Below are 15,988 nucleotides of genomic sequence, written 5' to 3' on the forward strand. Positions count from 1 at the left end.
GGCCGGCCTTAGGGGCATCGACGCACGGGTGGCCCGCCCCCAGGGGGACGGGCCACGGTCGGTGCGGTGCGGGGCTCAGCGGTTGCCGGTGCCCCTGCGGCGCATGCCGAAGAAGACCGCTCCGCCGCCGACGGCGACCAGGGCGGCCGCGATGCCGGCGACCAGACCGGTGTGGGAGTCGGCGCCGGTCTCGGCCAGGTTGGACTCGCCGAGACCGGGCGACGGGGCGTTGCTCGATCCCGTGCCCGCGACGGCGCCCGACCCGGCGTCGTCCGACGGCGTGCTGTCGTCGTCCGCCGAGGCGGAGCCCGAGGGCGACGGCGACGGCGACGGCGTCCCGGACGCGGCGGGTGAGGAGGCGGTGTCGGACGGCGTCGACGACGGTGTCGTCGCCGGGGCGGTGGGCGTGGTGGGAGTGGTGGGCTTCTCGGCTGCGGCGCAGCCCTTGGCCGGGGTGGTGAGGTTGGGCGTGATGTCGGCGTTCAGGTCCGCGTCGACGGCTGTGACGTGGACCCGGTAGACGGCGCCCGGCTCCCAGTCCTCGGCGAAGGTGACGGTGGCGCCCTTGGCCGAGCCGATGACCGTCTGCGGCGTGCCGACCTGCCGGAGGTCGGCGTTGTTGTTCTGGAGGAACACCGTGACGACGGCCGGGATCGCCGTCGCGTCCTTGTCGGTGACGGTGATGACGCCCTTCGCGCCGTCACAGGAGGCGGTCGCGGAGAAGTCCGCTATGTCGCCGGCCAGCGCGGAGCCCGAGGCCCCGAGCACGAGGGCGGCCGAGGCCGCGGTGACACCGAGGATGCGCCCCGAAAGAGCGGCGTTACGGCGGAATGGGGACACGTTTGTCCTTTACGTGATGCGCGACTGCGGGGGGTGGAGGGTCCGGTGACGCCCCCGATGCTGGCGTCGCAGCAACCCCAGGGGGCTCACAGGTCTATAAGCGTTCCATAAGTACTGTCAATGCGGGAAGGGTTCACGGCCCTCGGCTTTGCCCGCTCATTAACCGCCGAGACGTTTCAACGCCTCCGGGGCCTCCTCGATCCGGTCAACCAGGGCTATTCGACCCTCCATCGAACGCTCCCGGGCGAGCGCCCGCAGCAACGGCCACGCCGGCAGCCGCTCCGTCCAGTGCGCCCGGTCCACGAGCACCATCGGCGTGGGCTCGCCGCGCGACTCGTAGTAGTTGGGCGTCGCGTTGTCGAACACCTCCTGCACGGTCCCGGCGGCGCCCGGCAGGAAGACGACGCCCGCGGTGCAGCGGGCCAGCAGGCCGTCTTCGCGCGTGGCGTTGGAGAAGTACTTGGCGATGTGCGCGGCGAACGGGTTCGGCGGCTCGTGGCCGTAGAACCAGGTGGGGATGCCGACGGAGGGGCCGCCGTGCGGCCAGCGGGCCCGCACCTCGAAGGCGGCCGACGCCCAGTCGGTGACCGAGGGCGTGAACTGCGGCACCTTGGCCAGGAGTTGCAGCGCCTCGGTGAGCATGCCGTCGGCGAAGGGGACCGCGTACGCGCCGAGGTTGGCCGCCTCCATCGCGCCGGGGCCGCCGCCGGTCGCGACGGTGAGCCCGGCGCGGGCGAGTTCGCGGCCGAGGCGGGCCGCGCCGGCGTAGGCGTCCGTGCCGCGGGCCATGGCGTGGCCGCCCATCACGCCCACCACCCGTGCGCCGACGAGGAGTTCGTCGAGGGCGTCCGAGACGGCGTCGTCGTGGATCGAGCGGAGCATCGAGGCGTAGACGTCGCCGTCGGCCTTCGTCCGCTGGAACCAGGCGTAGGCGCGGGCGTCGGGGGTCGCCTCGTAGCCGCCCTCGCGCAGGGACGCGAACAACTCGTCGGGGGAGTAGACGAAGCCCCGGTACGGGTCGAAGGAGAGGCCGGGGACGGGCGGGAAGACCAGGGCCCCGCCGGCGCGCGCCCTCGCCTCCGCCTCCGGGGCCATCGGGCAGCCGAGGAAGACGGAGCCCGTGGTGTCCAGGGTGAGGAGGACGTCCGTACGGGCCGTCAGGTCGACCGCCTGGACACGGTAGCGGGCCAGCGTGCCGTGGGCTGCCACCGTCTCGTCGAACTCGGCGAGGGACTCGATCTCACGGTCGTGGGAACCGTCGAACGGCTGGGCGGGTGTGGTGGGTTGCACCCGCCCATGCTAGGCCGCGCCGCCGGGTGGGCGGTCGGTCTTCGGCGGACGTGCGGTCAGTCCTGGACGGTCGCCGGGTCCATCCAGACGACCTCCCAGGTGTGGCCGTCGAGGTCGTCGAAGGAACGGCCGTACATGAAGCCGTGGTCCTGCGTCTCGCCGGCGGGGCTGCCGCCCAGCGACAGGGCGCGGTCGACCAGTTCGTCGACCTTCTCGCGGCTCTCGGCGCTCAGCGCGATGAGGACCTCGCTGGTCTTCGTGGCGTCCGCGATCTCCTTCTTGGTGAAGGTCGCGTAGAACGGCTTGGTGAGCAGCATCGCCACGATGGTGTCGCTGATGACCACGGAGGCCGCGTTGTCGTCGCTGAACTGGGGGTTGAGCGCGTAGCCCAGCTCGGTGAAGAACTTCTTCGAGGCGTCGAGGTCGTTCACGGGCAGGTTGACGAAGATCATCTGCTGGTAGGCGCGGGCGGTCATCGGGTCTCTCCCATCGGTGTTCCTGCGGCGAGCGGGTGGTGCTCGGTGCGTTCGGTTCTGTAGACCGGGGGGTTGTTCGGAACTCATCGGTGGGCGGGGACTTTTCTCACCGGGTTTTTCGCGCGGGTGTTCTGCGCGGATGTTCTGCGCGGGTGTTCTGCGCGGGTGTTCTGCGCGGGTGTTCTGCGCGGGTTCATCGGGTGGGTTCGTCGGGTGGGTCAGCCGGTCAGGGGGAGGGACGCCAGTTCGGCCACGGTCAGGGTGAGCGGGACGAACAGGGCGGCGAGCGCGCCGGCGCGGAGGGCCGCGGCGCTGCGCAGCGCGGTGCTGGGAGCGCCGAGGCGGAGCAGGGCGGCGGTGGTGTCGGCGCGGGCCTGACGGGCCTCCACGGCCGTGGTGAGGAGCGTGGCGAGGGCGCAGCCGGCGACGAGGGCGGTGCCGAGGGTGGCCAGGGGGCCGCCGAAGGCGAGGCTCGCGGGGTCGGCGGGGTCGATGGCGTCGTGCAGCGCCGACATGGTGTACACGCCGGAGACCACGGCGCAGAGGATGCCGAGGGGGCGGCCGATGCGGGACGCCTCCTGCATCAGGCCTCGGCCGGCCAGCAGGCGCAGCGCGCCGGGGCGGGCGGCCTGGAGGAGGCGGCCGCAGAGGTGGGTGAGGCCGGGGCCGGCCAGGGCGAGGCCCAGGACGGTGAGGGCCCAGCCGGCCAGGACCGTGGCGGGGCCGGTGGGGCCGCCGGGGAGGGTGAGGTCGGTGCCGCCGGTTGCCGTTGTGGTGGTGCGGGCGGCGTAGGCCTCTACTGCCAGGCCGGCGGCGAGGAGGGCTGCGCCCCAGGGGAGGGCGGTGGGGTTGGGGGGTGTGGGGGTGGGGAGGGCGTCGTCCGTGGGGGCTGTTGAGCTGGGCCGGGGGGTGGATTGGGCGTCCGGCGTCTGGGGGGTGCCGTGGGACAGGGTCGAGGTCGGGGGGATGTCGGTCGCGCCGGACTTTGCGTGGCCGCCCCTGCTCAGCATGAGCGGGGGGATGCCTGTCGTCCGGGCGGGGTGTGGGGTGCCCGGGGGTGGGGTGTCGCTGTCCGGCGCCGGCCGGTTGCCGCCTGCGCCCACCCTCCCCCGCTCTCGGCTTCGCTCGAGCGGGGGGACCCCCATCGCCCCAGCGGCACGACTGCCCGCAGGCTGCGTGGGTTGGGTGGTGCCCCGCGCCGCGCGCCCTCGGATGCTGTCTTTCTGGGGGCGGCGGGTCAGGGTGATGCGGGGGATGGGGGTGCCTGGTTTTGCGGGGGGTGTTGTCCGCGTTCGGCTGTCGCGTGGGCGGAGGGTCAGGGCCACCGAGGTCGACGCGGTGAGGGGGAGGAGGGTGAGGAGGGTCAGGGTGGCGGGGAGGGGAAGGGGGGTGTCCGCGGCGAGGGCCGGGGCCGCCGCTCCGTCGAAGGGCATGCCCGTGAGGTCGCCGCGCAGGTGGAGGAAGACCAGCAGGGCGAGGAGGGAGCCGAGGGCGGTGGCGAGGGCCGTCGTGGTGGCCGAGATCGCCATCAGGCGGCCGGGGCCCAGGCCGATCGCCGCCAGTCCGGGGCGCGGCCGGGTGCCGGGGTCGGTGCGGGCCACCGCGACGGCGAGGTGGGCCGTGGCGGCCAGCGGGACCGCGCACCAGGCCAGCCGGAGCGCGGACGCGCCCGGGGTGTCCGGGTGGGACAGCGCGTGGCCGAGGGCGCACAGAAGGAGGAAGCCGGTGCCCGCCGAGGCCGCCGCCACCATCAGGCGGCGGAGCTGGACGGCGGGGTGGGCGCTGCGGGTCAGGCGGAGAGCGAGCACGCCGCCCGGCCTTCCGTCTCGGCGACGGGCGGGAGGTGGATCGTCTTCACCTCTCGCCCGTCGAGCAGGGTCACCGTGCGGTCGGCGAGGGCCGCGGTGTCCGCGTCGTGGGTGGCGAGGACGACGGTGATGCCGTGCGAGCGTGCCGCCGTGGTGAGGGTGCGCAGCACATGGGCGCGGTCGGCGCGGTGCAGGGGCGCGGTCGGCTCGTCGGCGAAGAGGACCGACGGGGCCGGGGCGAGGGCGCGGGTGATGCACACGCGCTGGCGTTCCGCCTGGGTCAGTTCGTGCGGGCGGCAGCGGGCCCGGTCGCCGACGTCGAGACGCTCCAGCCACTCCAGGGCGGCGACCTTGGCGCGGCGGCGGCTGGTGCCGCGCAGCATCAGGGGGAGCGCCGCGTTCTCCCAGACGTTGAGCTCCGGGACGAGCGCCGGGACCGGGTCGATCCAGCCGAAGCGGTCGCGGCGCAGCCGTTCCCGGGCGAGCGGGCCCATGGTGTGCACGGGGACGCTGTTGAACCACACCTCGCCGCGCTGGGTGCGGACGAGGCCCGACAGACAGTGCAGCAGGGTCGTCTTGCCGCTGCCGCGCGGGCCGGTGACGGCGAGGATCTCGCCCTCGCGCACGCCGAGCGAGATCCCGCCGAGCGCGGGGGAGCCGTCGTCGTGAGTGAAGTGCAGGGACCGTGCCCACAGCACGTCGTTGTCCGGCGGGGCCTCCATGGGCGTACACCTCGGTTCAGATCCGTAGTTCGCGTGCCGATCCCCCGTGTGTTCCCCCGTCCGGGGGAACGAAGGCGGGGCCGATCGGTCACGTGCACGCTAGGCACCCCATGGCGGGCTCGCGGACAGCACACGGCCCCGGGCCGCCGTTTCTCACTCGAACGGACGGCGCCGGGGCCGGGGTCGATCAGCTGATCGGCGGATCGGATGATCAGCTGGTGTGCTGAGCGGTCGATCCGCTGATCCGAGGCGAGGTCACATGACCCGGGGGAGGGTCAGAGCTTCGTCCAGGCCTCCGTCAGCGTCGCGCGCAGGATCTGCTCGATCTCGTCGAAGGTCTCCTGGTTCGAGATCAGCGGCGGCGCGAGCTGGACGACCGGGTCGCCGCGGTCGTCGGCCCGGCAGTACAGGCCGTTGTCGAAGAGGGCCTTGGACAGGAAGCCGTACAGGACGCGCTCGGTCTCCTCGGCGTCGAAGGACTCCTTGGTCGCCTTGTCCTTGACGAGTTCGATGCCGTAGAAGAAGCCGTTGCCGCGGACGTCGCCGACGATCGGCAGGTCGTGCAGCTTCTGGAGGGTCGACAGGAACGCGCCCTCGTTGTCCAGCACGTGCTGGGTGAGGTTCTCCCGCTCGAACAGGTCGAGGTTGGCGAGGCCCACGGCCGCCGAGACGGGGTGGCCGCCGAAGGTGTAGCCGTGCAGGAAGGTGTTGTCGCCCTTGTAGAACGGCTCGGCCAGGCGGTCGGAGATGATGCACGCGCCGATCGGGGAGTACCCGGAGGTCATGCCCTTGGCGCAGGTGATCATGTCCGGGACGTAGTCGAACTTGTCGCAGGCGAACATGGTGCCCAGGCGGCCGAAGGCGCAGATGACCTCGTCCGAGACGAGCAGCACGTCGTACTGGTCGCAGATCTCGCGGACCCGCCGGAAGTAGCCGGGCGGGGGCGGGAAGCAGCCGCCGGCGTTCTGCACGGGCTCCAGGAAGACCGCGGCGACCGTCTCCGGGCCCTCGAAGAGGATCTGCTGCTCGATCTGGTCGGCGGCCCAGCGGCCGAAGGCCTCCGGGTCGTCGCCGAATATCGGCGCGCGGTAGATGTTGGTGTTCGGCACCTTGTGCGCGCCCGGCACCAGCGGCTCGAAGGGGGCCTTCAGCCCCGGCAGGCCGGTGATGGACAGGGCTCCCTGCGGGGTGCCGTGGTAGGCGACCGCGCGGGAGATCACCTTGTACTTGGTCGGCTTGCCGGTGAGCTTGAAGTACTGCTTGGCGAGCTTCCAGGCGGTCTCGACCGCCTCGCCGCCGCCGGTGGTGAAGAAGACCTTGTTCAGGTCGCCTGGGGCGTGGTGGGCGAGCCGTTCCGCCAGCTCCACGGCCTTGGGGTGGGCGTAGGACCAGACCGGGAAGAACGCCAGCTCCTGCGCCTGCTTGAACGCGGTCTCCGCGAGTTCCGTGCGGCCGTGACCGGCCTGGACCACGAACAGGCCGGCGAGACCGTCGAGGTAGCGCCTGCCCTTGTCGTCGTAGATGTACGTCCCCTCGCCACGGACGATGGTCGGGACGGGGGAGTTCTCGTACGAGGACATGCGGGTGAAGTGCATCCACAGGTGGTCGTACGCGGTGCGGCTGAGGTCCTTGCTGTCCACGGTTATCGGGTCCTCACGGTTATCGGGTTCCCCACATGTAGGTCTGCTTCTTCAGCTTCAGGTAAACGAAGCTCTCGGTGGAGCGCACGCCGGGCAGGGTCCGCATGCGTTTGTTGATGACGTCCAGCAGGTGGTCGTCGTCCTCGCAGACGATCTCGGCGAGGATGTCGAACGAGCCCGCGGTCATCACCACGTACTCGACCTCGGCCATCTCGGTGAGCGCCTCCGCGATCTTCTCCACGTCGCCCTCGACGTTGATGCCGACCATCGCCTGCCGGCGGAATCCCACGGTGAGCGGGTCCGTGACGGCGACGATCTGCATCACGCCCTGGTCGAGCAGCTTCTGGACGCGCTGGCGCACGGCCGCCTCCGACAGGCCGACGGCCTTGCCGATCGCGGCGTACGGCCGGCGGCCGTCCTCCTGGAGCTGCTCGATGATGGCGAGGCTGACGGCATCCAGATGGGGGGCGCCGTTCCTGGACTCGCGGGAGTCCCGCTGCTCTGCGCTTCGACTGGCCACGGGCTCACTGTGCACGACCTCTCGACAGTTTCGCAAGGCCGAGGCGATGAAATTCGTTGTTTACATCGTCGAGTCCTGCGGATTTCGCAGCCCCGATGGGATCAGGGGTGTTGAAAACGTCGGGGCACGGACTAGGGTGGGTGTCTCAGCCATTGGACACACGCGAACTGGAGGGCCGGCAGTGAGCACCGAGCTGCGTCGTCTGCGCAATTACATCGACGGTGAGTTCCGGGATGCCGCCGACGGACGGACCACCGAGGTGGTCAACCCCGCGACCGGCGAGGCGTACGCGACCGCCCCGCTGTCCGGACAGGCGGACGTGGACGCCGCGATGCGGGCCGCCGAGGCGGCGTTCCCGGGCTGGCGCGACACCACCCCGGCCGAGCGCCAGAAGGCCCTGCTGAAGATCGCGGACGCCTTCGAGGAGCGCGCCGAGGAACTCATCGCGGCCGAGGTGGAGAACACGGGCAAGCCCGTCGGGCTGACCCGCTCCGAGGAGATCCCGCCGATGGTCGACCAGATCCGCTTCTTCGCGGGCGCGGCCCGGATGCTGGAGGGGCGCAGCGCCGGCGAGTACATGGAGGGCCTGACCTCGATCGTGCGCCGGGAGCCGGTCGGCGTCTGCGCGCAGGTCGCGCCGTGGAACTACCCGATGATGATGGCCGTGTGGAAGTTCGCCCCGGCGATCGCGGCGGGCAACACGGTCGTGCTGAAGCCGTCGGACACCACTCCCGCGTCCACGGTCCTGATCGCCGAGATCATCGGGGGGATCCTCCCCAAGGGCGTCTTCAACGTCATCACCGGCGACCGCGACACCGGCCGCCTGATGGTCGAGCACCCGGTTCCGGCGATGGCCTCCATCACCGGTTCCGTGCGCGCGGGCATGTCCGTCGCCGAGTCGGCGTCCAAGGACCTCAAGCGGGTCCACCTGGAGCTCGGCGGCAAGGCCCCGGTCGTGGTCTTCGACGACACCGACATCCCCAAGGCCGTCGAGGACATCTCGGTGGCGGGCTTCTTCAACGCCGGCCAGGACTGTACGGCGGCCACCCGGGTCCTCGTCCAGGAGGCCATCCACGACGAGTTCGTGGCCGCGCTCGCCAAGGCCGCCGCCGAGACGAAGACGGGGCAGCCGGACGACGAGGACGTCCTCTTCGGCCCGCTGAACAACCCCAACCAGCTCAAGCAGGTCTCCGGCTTCATCGAGCGCCTCCCCGCCCACGCCAAGGTCGAGGCGGGCGGCCACCAGGTCGGCGAGAAGGGCTACTTCTACGCGCCGACCGTCGTCTCGGGCCTCAAGCAGGACGACGAGATCGTCCAGAACGAGGTCTTCGGCCCGGTCATCACCGTCCAGTCCTTCAACGACGAGGACCAGGCGGTGGAGTGGGCCAACGGCGTCGAGTACGCCCTCGCCTCCTCGGTGTGGACCAAGGACCACGGCCGCGCGATGCGGATGAGCAAGAAGCTCGACTTCGGCTGCGTGTGGATTAACACCCACATCCCGCTGGTCGCCGAGATGCCCCACGGCGGCTTCAAGAAGTCCGGCTACGGCAAGGACCTTTCGGGGTACGGCTTCGACGACTACACGCGGATCAAGCACGTGATGACGTCGCTCGACGCGTAACTCCCGCGAGGGCAAGGGCGGTTGCATCCCCCTGCGGGCCGGTCCCACGGCCGGTCCGCAGGGGGACGTCCGTCTCGGCCGCCCGGACCGCCAGGGGGACGCCCGCGCTCAGCCGCCGGAACCGCTGCGGATCGCGGCGATGTCGAACTGGAGGCGCACCTTCTCGCTCACCATGGCTCCCCCCTCCGCGAGTCTCGTGTTGTACGTCAGGCCCCAGTCGGAGCGGTCGATGGTGGTCGTGCCGTCGAAGCCCACCCGCTCGTACCCGAACGGGTCGGTGACCCGCCCGATGTAGGTGAGCTCCAGGTCGACGGGGCGGGTGACGCTCTTGATGGTGAGGTCGCCGGTCATGCGGTAGACGTCGCTGCCCGTACGGCGAACGGCCTTGCTGATGAAGCGCATTCGGGGATAGGTCGCCGCGTCCAGGGAGTCACGGCCGACGAGATGGGCGTCGCGCTGCTCCACACCGGTGTCCACGGAGGCGGTGGACAGCACGATCTCGGCCCGTGAGCGGGCCGGGTCGCGCCCGTCGAACCAGAGCCGGCTCTGGTATTCCGTGAACGCCCCGCGCACGGTCGTCACCATGGCGTGGCGGACGGAGAAGCCGATGCGGCTGTGGGCCGGGTCGATCATCCATTCCCCGGTCAGCGCCGCCAGAGCGGGATCCCTCGGGGAGGAGGAGGCGAAAGCCGCTTCGTCGTCGGGGAGTTGGGAGGCCGTGGGGGGAGCCGGGCGGCGCAGGGACGCAGCACGGGTGAACAAGTTCATGCTTCAGGTACTTACGGGACCCCGAAAACGGCCGCAAGCCACCTTCGACACTCGCGCACACGGTCGTCACCGATCCCCCCAGCATCGACCCGGATCCCACACTTTGCCATCCCTTTACAACCCGCCGGGTCGCTGCCTCGTCTCTCCGCTCGATCCGTCACACAGCCCGTGGAGTTCGCCCGGGTGCCGTGTGCGCGGACCGACGAAGGAGAGCGATTCATGCGTTTCATGAGCCGAACCGGCCGCAGCCGTCGAACCGGCGTCAGCCGTCGAACCGGCCTCGCCGCCCTGGCTGTCGCGGGCGCCGCCGTGCTGGCCGCCGCCGTGCCCGCGTCCGCCGACGGGACGGACCCGAGCGCCGTCCCGACCGAGCACTCCACCGGGGCGGCCCCCGCGACGGACGCGAGCCCCGTCCCGTCCGAGCGCCCCGCCGACGCGAGCGCCGTCCCCGCGCCGGCGCCGGACGCCACGCGGGCCGCCCCCGGCTCGGGCCAGGTCGGCGTCGTCCCGAGGGGCGCGGCCGACACCGGCGCGGCCTCGACCGCGCAGGAGTCCTCCGGCGACGCCGCGCTGATCGGCACGGGCGCCGCCGCCGTGTTCCTCGCGGGCGGCGCGGGCGTGTACTTCGTTCGGCGTCAGCGGACGACCGGGGCATGAGCCCGTACTCCAGGCGCGCCTTCCTCGCCGCGGCCGGGGCGGCACTGCTCACCGGCTGCGGCGGGGGGCAGGCCGACCAGGCCTCCGACCGGCCGTCGGACCAGCCCTCCGACCGGCCCTCCGACCAGCCCTCCGGCCGGCAGTCCGACGCGCTGCCGGGAGACGCGTCCGCCGGGGACGCCGTGTCGGGCCGTCCGCTCGCGCGCTCGACGCCGGTCGGGCTGCGGATCCCGGTCATCGGGGTGGACACCGCGGTCATGGCGCTGGGGCTGGCCACCGACGGCAGCGTGGAGGTGCCCCCGATCGAGGCCGAGGACCGCGCGGGCTGGTACCGCCACTCGCCGACGCCGGGGCAGACCGGTCCGTCGGTGATCCTCGGCCACGTCACCGTCGGCGAGTTCGGGGACGGCGTCTTCCGCCGCCTCGACCGGCTGCGCGGCGGCGACCTGATCACGGCGCGCCTGGAGAACGGCACGACGGCCGAGTTCGCCGTCACCTCCGTCCGGACGGTCGCCAAGGCCGACTTCCCGACGGAGGACGTCTACGGGAACGTGGACCGGCCCGAGCTGCGTCTCATCACGTGCGGCGGGCCCCGCACCGGCGACGAGTACCGCGACAACGTGATCGTCTTCGCCGCGCTGAACCCGGGGCGGGCGGGACGGGCCAGGCGGTTCTCGGCGCGGGGCTCGGGTCGAGGCTCGGCGCGGTCCGCGGCGCGGGGCCTGGCGCGGGGCTCGGCGGGAGACACGGGAGAACGGTGAAGAAACGGTCCCGCGAGAAGGAGGCGGCCGAGTTGTTCGCCGCCCTCTACCCCCGCCTCGCCGGCTGGTGCCGCCGTCTCGTCGACGACGACGGGACGGCGCACGAGATCGCCTCCGAGGCGTTCACCCGGCTCTGGGCCCGCTGGACGGCGGTGGCGGAGCCGCAGGGCTTCCTCTACGTCACCGCCGCCAACCTGGTCCGCGACCACTGGCGCAAGGTCGAGCGGGAACGCAGAGCCGTGCGCCGCGCCACCGCCGAGGCCGCGGTGCGCGCCCCGGTGGAACCGGCCGACCCCTCGGTGCGGCTGCTCGTGCAGTCCCTGCCGGACCGGCTGCGTGTGCCGATCCTGCTGCACTACTACGCTGACATGCCCATCAGCGAGGTGTCCCTGCTGACCGGGCGCAAGGAAGGAACCGTCAAGGCCGACCTCCACGCGGCCCGAGAACTGCTCCGCGCCCACCTGAGGAGAAGCCTTGATCACACCCGCTGACGACTTCGACGACGGCCCCCGCGACGCCCCCGACGACCCCCTCGCCGTCATCATGCGGCCCGCCGCCGGCCACCTCGCCCCGCCGCCCGGACGGTACGAGGAGATCCGCCGGGGCGCGGCCCGCCGCCGGGTGCTGCGCGCGGTGGCCGGGGTCGGCGCGACCTGCGCCGTCGCCGCGGCCGTCGTCCTGCCGCTGCGGCTGTCGGCCTCGCAGGACCCCGTGGCTCCGGTGGGGCCGCTCGCCCCGCCGCCCGCGAGCAGCCCCGCGACCGGCGGGAGCGCCCGGCCGACGGCGCCTGCCCCGTCGCCGTCGGGCTCGGCCGCGTCCCCGGCACCTGTCGAGGATTCCCGGACTCCCGTCCCCGACCGCAGCACCGCCGGCGCGATGCCGGTCCCCGAATCGGACCGGGTTCCCCCGTCCGGGCCGCCGACCGAGTCGACGACGGAGGCGACCACCGGGACGGCGGCCGAGACGGGTGCCTCCGTCGAGTCGAGTCCGTACTCGACGGAGGGGGTCGCCAGGGGGAGGCGCGGCTGAGGGGGGCGGGCGGCGTAGGCGAACGCGGTTTTGAACGCGTTCAACTTCAGGCGTAGGCTGCCCTCATGAGCGACAGAGCCGCCCTGTTGAAGGGCATCCGCGTCTGGCTTGTCTTCTTCACCGTCTGTCTGGTGCTCAGCGGCGTCACGGCCTTCCCGCTGGTGCACGAACTCCGCTGGACCGAGGACCTGTTGCGGTCCCTGTCAGTGCCGGAGCACCTGCCCGCCCTGATGGACTGGATCGAACGCGTCCGGCAGGGGCTCGACACCGTCGACGCCGACTACCCCTTCGTCCTCTACGGCACCGACTGGCTGGCGTTCGCGCACCTCGTCATCGCGGTCGCGTTCTACGGCCCCTACCGCGACCCCGTCCGCAACGTCTGGGTCGTCGAGTTCGGCATGATCGCCTGCGCCGGAGTCGTCCCGCTCGCCCTGATCTGCGGGCCGATCCGGGGGATCCCCTTCTGGTGGAGCGTGATCGACATGGCGTTCGGGGTGTTCGGGGTGATCCCGCTGTACGTCGTCCGCGAGAAGATCAAGCGGTTGGCGGCCCTCACCCCGAACGCCTGGACCCTGGCGGCTACTTGAGCGCGGCGGCTGCTCGACCGGGGCGGCTACTTGAGCGCGGCCATGGCGATCCGCTCGGCCACCCGGTTCATGCCCTCGCCCTTCGCGTCGGTGGAGTTGACGGAGTACACCAGGGTGCGGCCGAGGTCGCGGGTGCCGGCGATCAGCGAGTTGTAGCCGTACCGGCCACCCGACTTGAGCCAGTAGACCCGGCCGGCGTACTCGAACCGCTGGAGGCCGGCGCTGTAGGTGGCCCCCTCGATGTCCGCCGGGACCGTGAACATCTCCCGCAGTTGGGGCCCCGGCACGATCCGGCCCCGGAACAGCGAGGTGAGCAGCCGCTCCAGGTCCGCGGTCGTGGAGATCATGTCCCCGGCCGCGAACCGGTCCGCCTGGTTCCACTCCGTGACGTCGACGAACTCCGTCGTCCCGTCGGCCCTCTTCACCGCCTGGTAGCCGCGGTTGTGCGGGCCGTGGATCCGCGGATCGACGCCCGGGAAGTACGTGTCCCGCATGCCGGCGGGCCTCAGCACCAGCCCGGTGGCCGCCGAGGCGTACGACCGCCCGGTCACCTTCTCGATCAGCAGCCCGAGGATCGTGTAGTTGATGTTCAGGTAGTGCTGCCGGCTCCCCGGGCGGAACTCCGGCCCCTTCGCCGCCGCCGACGCCACCACCTGCTGCGGCGTCATCGTGTCGTAGCGGCGGGCGTACAGCTCCTCGAAGGTGGTCCCCAGGCCGTCGCCGGCCTGGATGCCGCTGGTGTGGTTCAGCAACTGCCGTACGGTGACCGGCTGGAAGTCCTGGCCGAGGAGGCTCGGCAGATAGCGCTGGACCGGCCGGTCGAGATCGATCTCGCCCCGGGCGGCGAGCCTGAGCACGGCCGCCGCAGTCACCACCTTCGTCGTCGAACCCGCCCGGAAGCGGGCGTTCGGGTCGGCCGCCCGGCCGCTCGCCAGGTCGTGCACGCCCGCGCTGCCGCGCCAGACGCCGTCGCTCCCGCCCACCCGGACCAGGGCCGCCGTCGCGTCCTGGCCCGGGAGGCCGTCGAGCGCGGCACGCAGCGCCTGGCTGTCGAGCCCGCTCGTGTGCTCGGCGCTCGTGTGCTGGGCGTTCGTGTGCGGGGCGTTCGCATGCTGGGCCGAGGCGGGAGAGGCCTGCGCGGGGGCGGCGAACGCGGGAGCGGCCAGCGGTCCGGCCGCCGCGAGGGCGAGGACCAGGGAGGCGGCGAGGACGGCGGTACGTCGGTGAGTGCGCACGGAGGGGCTCCAGAGGACGAGACGGTCGGAAAGCTCGTGATGATCTTCCCGGCGGTGCGCGTGTCCGCGGATCCTCCGTCAGGAGGGCGCGTCACCCCGGTGGAACCCCGAGCAAGTGCCCTGCGCCGTCCGGAGGTTGTGGGGGTCGACCCCTAGGGGCGCGCGGGGGCGGCGGGAAAAAGTGTTATCCCGCGGGCCCCCACTCCGTCTCCGCACCATGATCCCCGCTGTGATTCCCGGTGTGATTCCCGGCATAGCGACCACCCCGGGTCCCCCTGAGAGGGTGCGTGCACACACGAAGTGACACGAGGTACGGAGAGAACGACGTGGACGGGCAGCACTGGCGCTCCACCATCGCCGCCGCGCAGGCCGGCGACCGGCGGGCGCTGGACGAACTGGTCGCGGGCTGGCTGCCGCTGGTCTACAACATCGTCGGCCGCGCCCTCAACGGCCACGCCGACGTCGACGACGTCGTGCAGGAGACCATGCTGCGCGCCGTCGGCAACCTCGGCTCGCTCCGCGACCCCGACAGCTTCCGCTCCTGGCTCGTCGCGATCGCCATGCGGCAGATCCGCGACCGGGCCCGCCGCCGCACCGCGCAGCGGCTGGACGACCAGGCGTCTCATGAGGGCGCCGCCGACTTCGCCGAACTCACCGTGCTGAAACTCCAGTTGGAGGGAGAGCGGCGCGAGGTCGCGGAGGCGGTGCGCTGGCTCGACGACGAGGACCGCCAACTGCTGTCCCTGTGGTGGCTGGAGGTCGCCGGGGAGCTCACCCGCCGTGAACTGGCGGCGGCCGTCGGCATCAGCCGGCAGCACGCCGCGGTGCGCGTCCAGCGGATGAAGGAACGGCTGGAGGTCTCCCGCGGCATCGTCCGCGCCCTCGACGGCGCGTGCCCCGACCTGCGCGAGCTGACCGTCCGCTGGGACGGCCGTCCCGACTCCGTGTGGCGCAAGCGGCTGGCCCGGCACATCCGCGGCTGCGGCTACTGCGGTGACACCGGCCCGTCCGTCGTCCCGGCCGAGCGGCTCCTCGTCGGGATCGCGCTGGTGCCGGTCCCCGTGGGCTTCACGCTGTCGCTGGCCCTCGGCGGCAAGACCGCAGTCGCCGCGACCTCGGTCGGCTGGTCCGCGAAGGTGCTGAGCGCGCTGACCAAGCCGGCCGTCGCCGTGACCGCGGGCGCGACCCTCGCCGCGGGTGGCGCCTACGTCGTCGTCCGGACGCCCGACGACCCGCCGCCGCGCGCCGCCGTCGCCCCCACCGCCTCGGCCGCCCCCGGCACCCCGGCCCCGTACCCGCCGCCGCGACCCGCCCCGTCGGCCTCGGCCTCGGCCTCCGCCTCGCCCTCGTCGTCCCCCTCCCCGTCGGCGTCGCCGAGGAGGACGGGCCGGTACGGCAGCGTCGTCGACACCGTGGACGGCGCGCCCGCCCGGGACGCCCGCCCGGCCGCGCTGCCGCACCGCCCCGAGTCAGGGATCACCAGTACGGGCGGGCCGAAGGCCGTGATGCAGCACCGCGGCGACAGCGTCACCCTCAGCGGGCGGGGCTATGTCCTCGTCCGCTGGCAGATCTCACCCAAGAGCCGCCCCGGCGGTCTGGTCATGCCCGCGTGGACGGGCCTGGAGGGCAAGCTGTTCCATGTGGCCTCCGGCGGCGGCCGGCGCATGGACGACCCGCTCGACGGCAGCGCCGCCGGATCCACCACCGGCATGGGCGGCCCCGGCACCGGCTACACGGTGCTGCCGGCCGGCGCCCAGCAGATGTGGCAGAACGAGTACTTCTACGTCGACGGCACGGTCACCCTCACGCAGAACGAACGCGGCGCCGACTACGGCCTCATCGTCTTCCCCTCCACCTGGGAGGAGGCCGACGAGGACGTCCGCTACGGCCCCGACCGGGGCGCCATCCGCTACGGCCTGGTCCGCGACACGGGCGGCGACGACACCCCGGTCCCGCAGTACGTCACGCGCGAGAAGCCCGAGGACCCGGCGACGGTCCCGCAACGCTCCCGGGTGTGACGCGGGAGCGTTGCCG

The 15,988-nt window shown here is 72.6% G+C and carries 16 protein-coding genes; 7 read left to right on the forward strand and 9 right to left on the reverse strand.

Annotation, left to right across the window (positions count from 1 at the left end):
- Positions 1-75 precede the first annotated feature (75 nt).
- The 7 genes from ACFYX4_RS24965 to ACFYX4_RS24995 form a co-directional block, all read right to left on the reverse strand.
- Positions 76-840, reverse strand: a complete 765-nt coding sequence (locus ACFYX4_RS24965; protein WP_389337385.1) for an LAETG motif-containing sortase-dependent surface protein — start codon at positions 838-840, stop codon at positions 76-78.
- A 159-nt stretch (positions 841-999) separates the two neighbouring features.
- Positions 1,000-2,130 (reverse strand): LOG family protein, encoded by a 1,131-nt coding sequence (locus tag ACFYX4_RS24970; RefSeq protein WP_389337388.1) that lies wholly within the window; start codon positions 2,128-2,130, stop codon positions 1,000-1,002.
- A 56-nt stretch (positions 2,131-2,186) separates the two neighbouring features.
- Positions 2,187-2,606 (reverse strand): VOC family protein, encoded by a 420-nt coding sequence (locus tag ACFYX4_RS24975; RefSeq protein WP_389337391.1) that lies wholly within the window; start codon positions 2,604-2,606, stop codon positions 2,187-2,189.
- A 218-nt stretch (positions 2,607-2,824) separates the two neighbouring features.
- Positions 2,825-4,414, reverse strand: coding sequence for a hypothetical protein (locus tag ACFYX4_RS24980; protein WP_389337394.1), 1,590 nt, complete (start codon positions 4,412-4,414; stop codon positions 2,825-2,827).
- Positions 4,396-5,136, reverse strand: coding sequence for an ABC transporter ATP-binding protein (locus ACFYX4_RS24985; protein WP_389337397.1), 741 nt, complete (start codon positions 5,134-5,136; stop codon positions 4,396-4,398). The genes ACFYX4_RS24980 and ACFYX4_RS24985 overlap by 19 nt, the downstream gene beginning before the upstream one ends.
- 275 nt (positions 5,137-5,411) lie before the next feature.
- A complete protein-coding gene (locus tag ACFYX4_RS24990; RefSeq protein ID WP_389337400.1) occupies positions 5,412-6,776 on the reverse strand; it encodes an aspartate aminotransferase family protein in 1,365 nt (454 codons plus the stop codon).
- A gap of 19 nt (positions 6,777-6,795) precedes the next feature.
- Positions 6,796-7,311, reverse strand: coding sequence for an Lrp/AsnC family transcriptional regulator (locus ACFYX4_RS24995; protein WP_389337403.1), 516 nt, complete (start codon positions 7,309-7,311; stop codon positions 6,796-6,798).
- A gap of 166 nt (positions 7,312-7,477) precedes the next feature.
- On the opposite strand from ACFYX4_RS24995, the gene ACFYX4_RS25000 reads away from it, so the two are divergent.
- Positions 7,478-8,917: a gamma-aminobutyraldehyde dehydrogenase gene (locus tag ACFYX4_RS25000; RefSeq protein WP_389337406.1), complete on the forward strand. Its 1,440-nt coding sequence runs from the start codon at positions 7,478-7,480 to the stop codon at positions 8,915-8,917.
- Between the two features lie 108 nt (positions 8,918-9,025).
- Here ACFYX4_RS25000 and ACFYX4_RS25005 read toward each other — a convergent pair whose 3' ends face one another.
- The gene (locus ACFYX4_RS25005) at positions 9,026-9,685 is read right to left on the reverse strand and encodes a YceI family protein (RefSeq protein ID WP_389337409.1); all 660 of its coding nucleotides are present in this window, start codon (positions 9,683-9,685) and stop codon (positions 9,026-9,028) included.
- 219 nt (positions 9,686-9,904) lie between these two features.
- Between ACFYX4_RS25005 and ACFYX4_RS25010 the strand changes: the two genes are divergently transcribed.
- The 5 genes from ACFYX4_RS25010 (at position 9,905) to ACFYX4_RS25030 (ending at position 12,719) form a co-directional block, all read left to right on the forward strand.
- Positions 9,905-10,342: a sortase-dependent protein gene (locus tag ACFYX4_RS25010; protein WP_389337412.1), complete on the forward strand. Its 438-nt coding sequence runs from the start codon at positions 9,905-9,907 to the stop codon at positions 10,340-10,342.
- Positions 10,339-11,103, forward strand: coding sequence for a class F sortase (locus ACFYX4_RS25015; RefSeq protein WP_389337415.1), 765 nt, complete (start codon positions 10,339-10,341; stop codon positions 11,101-11,103). Before ACFYX4_RS25010 ends, ACFYX4_RS25015 begins: the two co-directional genes overlap by 4 nt.
- Entirely contained in the window at positions 11,100-11,594 is a 495-nt protein-coding gene (locus ACFYX4_RS25020) for an RNA polymerase sigma factor (RefSeq protein WP_389337418.1), read from the forward strand. Before ACFYX4_RS25015 ends, ACFYX4_RS25020 begins: the two co-directional genes overlap by 4 nt.
- Complete coding sequence (locus tag ACFYX4_RS25025; protein ID WP_389337421.1) at positions 11,578-12,132, forward strand: hypothetical protein; 555 nt, start codon at positions 11,578-11,580, stop codon at positions 12,130-12,132. Before ACFYX4_RS25020 ends, ACFYX4_RS25025 begins: the two co-directional genes overlap by 17 nt.
- A gap of 65 nt (positions 12,133-12,197) precedes the next feature.
- The gene (locus ACFYX4_RS25030) at positions 12,198-12,719 is read left to right on the forward strand and encodes a hypothetical protein (protein WP_389337424.1); all 522 of its coding nucleotides are present in this window, start codon (positions 12,198-12,200) and stop codon (positions 12,717-12,719) included.
- A gap of 26 nt (positions 12,720-12,745) precedes the next feature.
- Here the strand turns inward: ACFYX4_RS25030 and ACFYX4_RS25035 are convergent, their stop codons facing one another.
- Positions 12,746-13,954 (reverse strand): serine hydrolase domain-containing protein, encoded by a 1,209-nt coding sequence (locus ACFYX4_RS25035; protein WP_389337427.1) that lies wholly within the window; start codon positions 13,952-13,954, stop codon positions 12,746-12,748.
- A gap of 326 nt (positions 13,955-14,280) precedes the next feature.
- On the opposite strand from ACFYX4_RS25035, the gene ACFYX4_RS25040 reads away from it, so the two are divergent.
- Complete coding sequence (locus tag ACFYX4_RS25040; RefSeq protein WP_389337430.1) at positions 14,281-15,972, forward strand: RNA polymerase sigma factor; 1,692 nt, start codon at positions 14,281-14,283, stop codon at positions 15,970-15,972.
- Positions 15,973-15,988 lie beyond the last annotated feature (16 nt).

Origin of the sequence: Streptomyces sp. NPDC002328, from assembly GCF_042890065.1 — a bacterium.
Lineage (GTDB): Bacteria > Actinomycetota > Actinomycetes > Streptomycetales > Streptomycetaceae > Streptomyces.